5 protein-coding genes are annotated in these 5,055 nt (G+C 75.8%); 3 read left to right on the plus strand and 2 right to left on the minus strand.

Annotation, left to right across the window (positions count from 1 at the left end; all coding sequences use genetic code 11):
- Positions 1–681, minus strand: a 681-nt coding sequence (locus ACIQOV_RS27040) for an AAA family ATPase (protein WP_401052773.1), incomplete at its 3' end; no start/stop codon positions are given.
- A gap of 222 nt (positions 682–903) precedes the next feature.
- On the opposite strand from ACIQOV_RS27040, the gene ACIQOV_RS27045 reads away from it, so the two are divergent.
- The 3 genes from ACIQOV_RS27045 (at position 904) to ACIQOV_RS27055 (ending at position 4,222) form a co-directional block, all read left to right on the plus strand.
- Positions 904–1,281 (plus strand): nuclear transport factor 2 family protein, encoded by a 378-nt coding sequence (locus ACIQOV_RS27045; RefSeq protein WP_401052776.1) that lies wholly within the window; start codon positions 904–906, stop codon positions 1,279–1,281.
- A 401-nt stretch (positions 1,282–1,682) separates the two neighbouring features.
- Positions 1,683–3,539, plus strand: coding sequence for a prolyl oligopeptidase family serine peptidase (locus ACIQOV_RS27050; RefSeq protein WP_359905675.1), 1,857 nt, complete (start codon positions 1,683–1,685; stop codon positions 3,537–3,539).
- Positions 3,536–4,222, plus strand: a complete 687-nt coding sequence (locus ACIQOV_RS27055; RefSeq protein WP_401052780.1) for a hypothetical protein — start codon at positions 3,536–3,538, stop codon at positions 4,220–4,222. Before ACIQOV_RS27050 ends, ACIQOV_RS27055 begins: the two co-directional genes overlap by 4 nt.
- 27 nt (positions 4,223–4,249) lie before the next feature.
- On the opposite strand, the gene ACIQOV_RS27060 is transcribed toward ACIQOV_RS27055, so the two are convergent.
- Positions 4,250–5,055: SURF1 family protein (locus ACIQOV_RS27060; RefSeq protein ID WP_401052783.1), on the minus strand; the 806-nt coding region annotated here is incomplete at its 5' end.

Here is a 5,055-nt window from a genome sequence, read left to right on the forward strand (position 1 = left end):
CACTCCGTGTCCGTGTATTACAGCGGTGTGCACTACCCATCCCCGCCCCCGCGCCCCCCCCCCGGCGCGGGGGGGGCCCCGGGGCCCACCACCGGCGCGGGCGGCGAGCAGCAGAGCCACCCCCTCGGCCTGGAGGCGCCGGGCGGCCAGCAGCAGCGCGTCCAGTGAGGCCCGGTCCAGCCACTGCACGTCGTCCATGACGCACAGCAGGGGCTGGTCGGCGGCGAGGTCGGCGAGCAGACCGAGCGTGGCGAGCCCGGCGAGCAGCCGGTCGGCGCGCCCTTCAGCGGCGGCCGGGCCACCGGCGACCGAGCCATCGGCTGCCGGGCCATCGGCGACCGGAACGCCGTCCACCCCGCGGCCGCCCGGCCGGCCCTCGTCGGAGAGCCCGAACGCCGCCTCCAGCGCCCGCCGTTGCGGCCCGGGCAGGGCGTCCAGCCGGTCCAGGCCGGGTGCGAGCAGCAGGCTCAGCCCGGCGTACGGCAGCTCGGCCTCGTACTCGACGCCGGCCGCCCGGATCACCCGGAACGACTCCCCCGCCCGCGCCACCGCGTCGTCCAGCAGCGCGGTCTTGCCGATGCCGGCCTCGCCCCGGAACAGCAGCACCCCGCTGCGGCCGGCCCGCGCCGCGTCCAACAGGCCGTCCACGGCGGCCTGTTCGCTTTCCCTCCCGTACAGCATGCCCCGACCCTACCCACCCGGGCCCGCACCGCCGTCGACACCGGCAGCGACGCCACTACCGACACCGGTACCGGCACACCGCCGCGCGCCCCCGCCCACCCCGGCGGAGGCTACGTACCCCCATGCCCATACGTGACGGATTCGCCGCCCGCCGCCCGTCCGTACCGTGGTGAGCACCGGGAACGGCCCGGCCAACCACCCACCGGAACACGGGAGATGACGATGACCGAGATCACCACCGCCGCCCTCCAGCAGCTCGCCGAGCGCTACCTCGCGGTGTGGAACGAGACCGACCCGGCGGCCCGCCGCAAGCTGGTCGACGAGGTGTGGGCCGAGGACGGCCGCTACACCGACCCGCTGGCCGCCGTCACCGGCCGGGACTCCGTCGACGCGCTGATCGGCGCCGCCCAGGCCCAGTTCCCGGGGCTGGAGTTCACCCTCGGGCCGGTCGACGCCCACCACGACATCGCCCGCTTCACCTGGAACCTGGGCCCGGCCGGCGCGGAGCCGGTGGTGATCGGCTTCGACGTGCTGGCGGCCACCCCGGACGGCCGGATCGGCGCGGTGTACGGCTTCCTCGACCGCGTGCCGGGCGCCTGAGCCACAAACCGCGTGCCGGGCACCTGAGCCGCAGGCCGCCACGCCGCCCGAGGGGCGGGCCGCCCCTACCGCGCCCGCCCCTCGGCGCCGGACTGGCCCTCACCGCGTACGGCGCCGCGGACGGCAGTGTCCGGTGGCCGGCGCTCGGGATCGCGCTGATCGGCCTGGTCCACTGCGGCGCCGGCGGCCCGACCGCCGCGGTAGGCCGCAGCGTCCTCGCCCTGGCGTCGCTGGCGCCGGTGCCCGTGGGCCTGGTCCGGTTCCTGCGGCTGGGAACGCCGCCCGGGGGCCGGTCCCCGCACGCCCCGGAGCGGCCGTGGCGGGATCCCGGCACGCGGGGCGGGTGGCCGAAGCCCACCCGCCCGTTCCCTTCCCTCCCCCCGATCGGGTTGGATGGTCGGATGAGCGAGGAGAAGAGCGCCGTACCGGCGTGGGAGCAGCGGTTCAGGGCGGCCCGGGTGTCCCTGCCCGACTGGGCCGAGGACGCCCCCGACCGGGCGTTGTACGTGTCCAACGCGACCGGCACCTACGAGGTCTACGCCTGGGACCGCGCCACCGGCGCCCACCGCCGGGTGACCGACCGTCCGAACGGCACCACCGACGCCGAGCTGTCCCCCGACGGCGACTGGGTCTGGTGGTTCGACGACCACGACGGTGACGAGTTCGGCGTCTGGCGCCGCCAGCCGTTCGCGGGCGGCCCCGACGAGGAGGCCGTGCCCGGCCTCGCCGCTTCCTACTCGGCCGGCCTGGCCCTCGGCCGCGACGGCACCGTGGTCGTCGGCCGCTCCACCGACGAGGACGGCACCACCCTGCACCTGCGCCGCCCCGGCAGCGCCGAGCCGGTCGAGATCTACCGGCACGAGGAGTACGGCGGCATCGGCGACCTCAGCCACGACAGCACCCTGCTCGCCATCGACCACACCGAGCACGGCGACGCGATGCACTCCGCGATCCGGGTCGTCCGCGTCACCGGGGACGGCGGTGTCGAGACCGTCGCCGAGCTGGACGAGGTCACCGGCCGGGACGAGCCGCGCGGCGTCGCCTGCCTGGGCTTCGCGCCGGTCGAGGGCGACACCCGGCTGCTGGTCGCCCACCAGCGCACCGGCCGCTGGGAGCCGATGATCTGGGACGTCGCCACGGGCGCCGAGACCGCTCTCCCGCTGCGCGACGAGCAGGGCCGCGAACTGCCCGGCGACGTCTCCGCGCAGTGGCGCCCCGGCGCCGGTGAGCTGCTGGTGGAGCACGAGTACGAGGCCCGCAGCGAGCTGTTCTCGTACGGGCTCGCCGACGGCCGGCTGACCCGCCTGGACACCCCGCGCGGCACCGTCGGCGGCGCCACCGCCCGTCCGGACGGCACCGTCGAGTACCTGTGGTCCTCCGCCGCCGAGCCCTCCGCCGTCCGTTCCACCGCCGGTACGGTCGTGCTGCGGGCGCCCGGCGCGGTGCCGCCCGGTTCGGTGCCGGTCGAGGACGTCTGGGTGGACGGGCCCGGCGGGCGGGTGCACGCCCTGGTGCAGCGGCCGTCGACGGCCGCCCCGGGCCCGTACCCGACCGTGTTCGAGATCCACGGCGGCCCGACCCACCACGACAGCGACTCCTTCGCCGCCGGTCCGGCCGCCTGGCTGGACCACGGCTTCGCGGTGGTCCGGGTCAACTACCGCGGTTCGACCGGCTACGGCCAGGCCTGGACGGACGCGCTGCACGAGCGGGTCGGCCTGATCGAGCTGGAGGACATCGCGGCGGTCCGCGCCTGGGCCGTCGACAGCGGCCTCGCCGACCCGGCCCGGCTGGTGCTCACCGGCGGCAGCTGGGGCGGCTACCTGACCCTGCTCGGCCTCGGCGTCCAGCCCGACAGCTGGGCCCTCGGTGTCGCCGCCGTGCCGGTCGCGGACTACCACACCGCGTACGCCGACGAGATGGAGGCGCTCAAGTCGCTGGACCGCACGCTCTTCGGCGGCACCCCGCAGGAGGTGCCGGAGCGTTTCACCGCCTCCTCACCGCTGACCTACGTCGAGCAGGTGCGGGTGCCGGTATACATCAGCGCCGGGGTCAACGACCCGCGCTGCCCGATCCGGCAGATCGACAACTACGTCGAGCGGCTGGAGCAGCTCGGCAAGCCGCACGAGGTGTACCGCTACGACGCCGGGCACGGCTCGCTGGTGGTGGAGGAGCGGATCAAGCAGCTGCGACTGGAGATCGAGTTCGTCCGGCGGCACCTGGGCGCGGCCGGGAGCGACGCAGACGGAGGGGCGGCGTGAGACGTCTGCTGCTGCTCGCGGGGGTGGCGGTGGCCGGGGCCCTGGTGCTCAGCGGCTGCTCGGGGTCGCGGCCGGAGGTCGCCTCCTGCCCGCCCCCGGCCGGCCCGCCGGTGCCGAGCTCCTCGGTCGTCGCGCCCAAGCCGGCCGTGCCGACCACCACCGCACCGCCGACCGGCGCCGTACCGCCCGCCGGCGCCGTCCCACCGACCGGTGCTGTACCGCCCGCCGGTGCCACGCCGCTCGCCACGGCGACCAGGGCGAGCGCACCGGGCGCGGGGAGGGCGGGCGGGATCGCGGGCGGGGTCGCGGGCACGGCCGTCCTGGCGGCGGCGTACGAGTCGACCGACCCGGACGGCACCGTCGAGCTCGCCAAGGGTTCGAAGGGGTCCGGCGGCTCCTCGGGCTCCTCGGGTTCCTCGGGCTCCTCCGGCTCGAAGGGCTCCAAGGGGTCGAAGACCGGTCGCACCGTGCACCACCACATCGACCACTACGACTCCGACGACCACAACGGCAACGGCAGCGGCAACGGCCACTGCCACAGCGACCCGACGCCGCTGCCCACCGGCTCGTCCTCCCCGACCCAGCAGCCGCTCCCGACGCCGACACCGGCGGCGCCGACACCGACAGCGCCCCCACCGGCGGTCAAGCCGACAGCGGCACCGGCCCTGCCGACCAAGCGCTGAGAGCGGGGTCGGACCAGGACACGCCGGTCAGTCCAGGACCGGGTCCAGCCCGAGGGCCCGGTCCTGCTCCGCCTCCGCCTCGCGGCGCACCAGGCGGAACCACATGAAGACGACGAACCCGGCGAAGACGAACCACTCCAGGGTGTAGCCCAGGTTCTGGAACGCGCGCAGGGTGAGCCCGTCGCCGCCCTGGGGCTGCACGGTCGGTACCGGGGCCAGCCCGGCGGGCGCGTCGTCGGCGGCCACCCAGCCGTCGTACCAGCCGTCGTACTCCAGCACGTTCAGCAGCGACGCCCGGTTGATCATGCCGAGCTGCCCGGTCGGCAGACCGCCCGCCACCGCGCCGTTGCTGCCCACGGCCTCGTTGGCCTGCAGGCGACCGGTCACCGTCACCTCTCCGCCCGGCGGCGACCCGGCGGCGGCCGGGTCCCCGCCCGCCCAGCCGCGCACCACGGCGACGGCGTGACCGTCGGCGGTGCGCAGCGGGGTGAGCACGTAGTAGCCCTGCTTGCCGTCCACCACCCGGTTGGGGACGAGCAGTTGGTGCTCGCTGTCGTAGGTGCCGGTCACCGTGACCGTTCTGCCGACGGTCTCCGTGCTCACCTGCGGAGTCGCCTGGTTGAGCAGCGCGTCGATCGGCCGGGCGTCACTCGAAGCGGTGACCGCCTGCTGGGTCTCCTGGTGCGTGGACACCCGGTCCTCGAACCGGCCGAGCTGCCAGGAGCCCAGCCACAGGCACACCGCCACGGCCGCCACGGCCACGACGGTGCCGCCGAGCCAGCGCGAAGTCAGGAGGAACCGGTACACACCCCCACGGTAACCACTCCTCACAC

It is taken from the genome of Kitasatospora sp. NPDC091257 (assembly GCF_044757675.1).
In the GTDB taxonomy this organism is placed as follows: Bacteria; Actinomycetota; Actinomycetes; order Streptomycetales; family Streptomycetaceae; genus Kitasatospora; species Kitasatospora lactacystinica.

What these genes read in the sequence shown, in the direction of transcription:
- ACIQOV_RS27050 (WP_359905675.1), top strand. Translation starts at nt 1,683, where the DNA reads ATGAGCGAGGAGAAGAGCGCCGTACCGGCGTGGGAGCAGCGGTTCAGG.
- ACIQOV_RS27045 (WP_401052776.1), top strand. Translation starts at nt 904, where the DNA reads ATGACCGAGATCACCACCGCCGCCCTCCAGCAGCTCGCCGAGCGCTAC.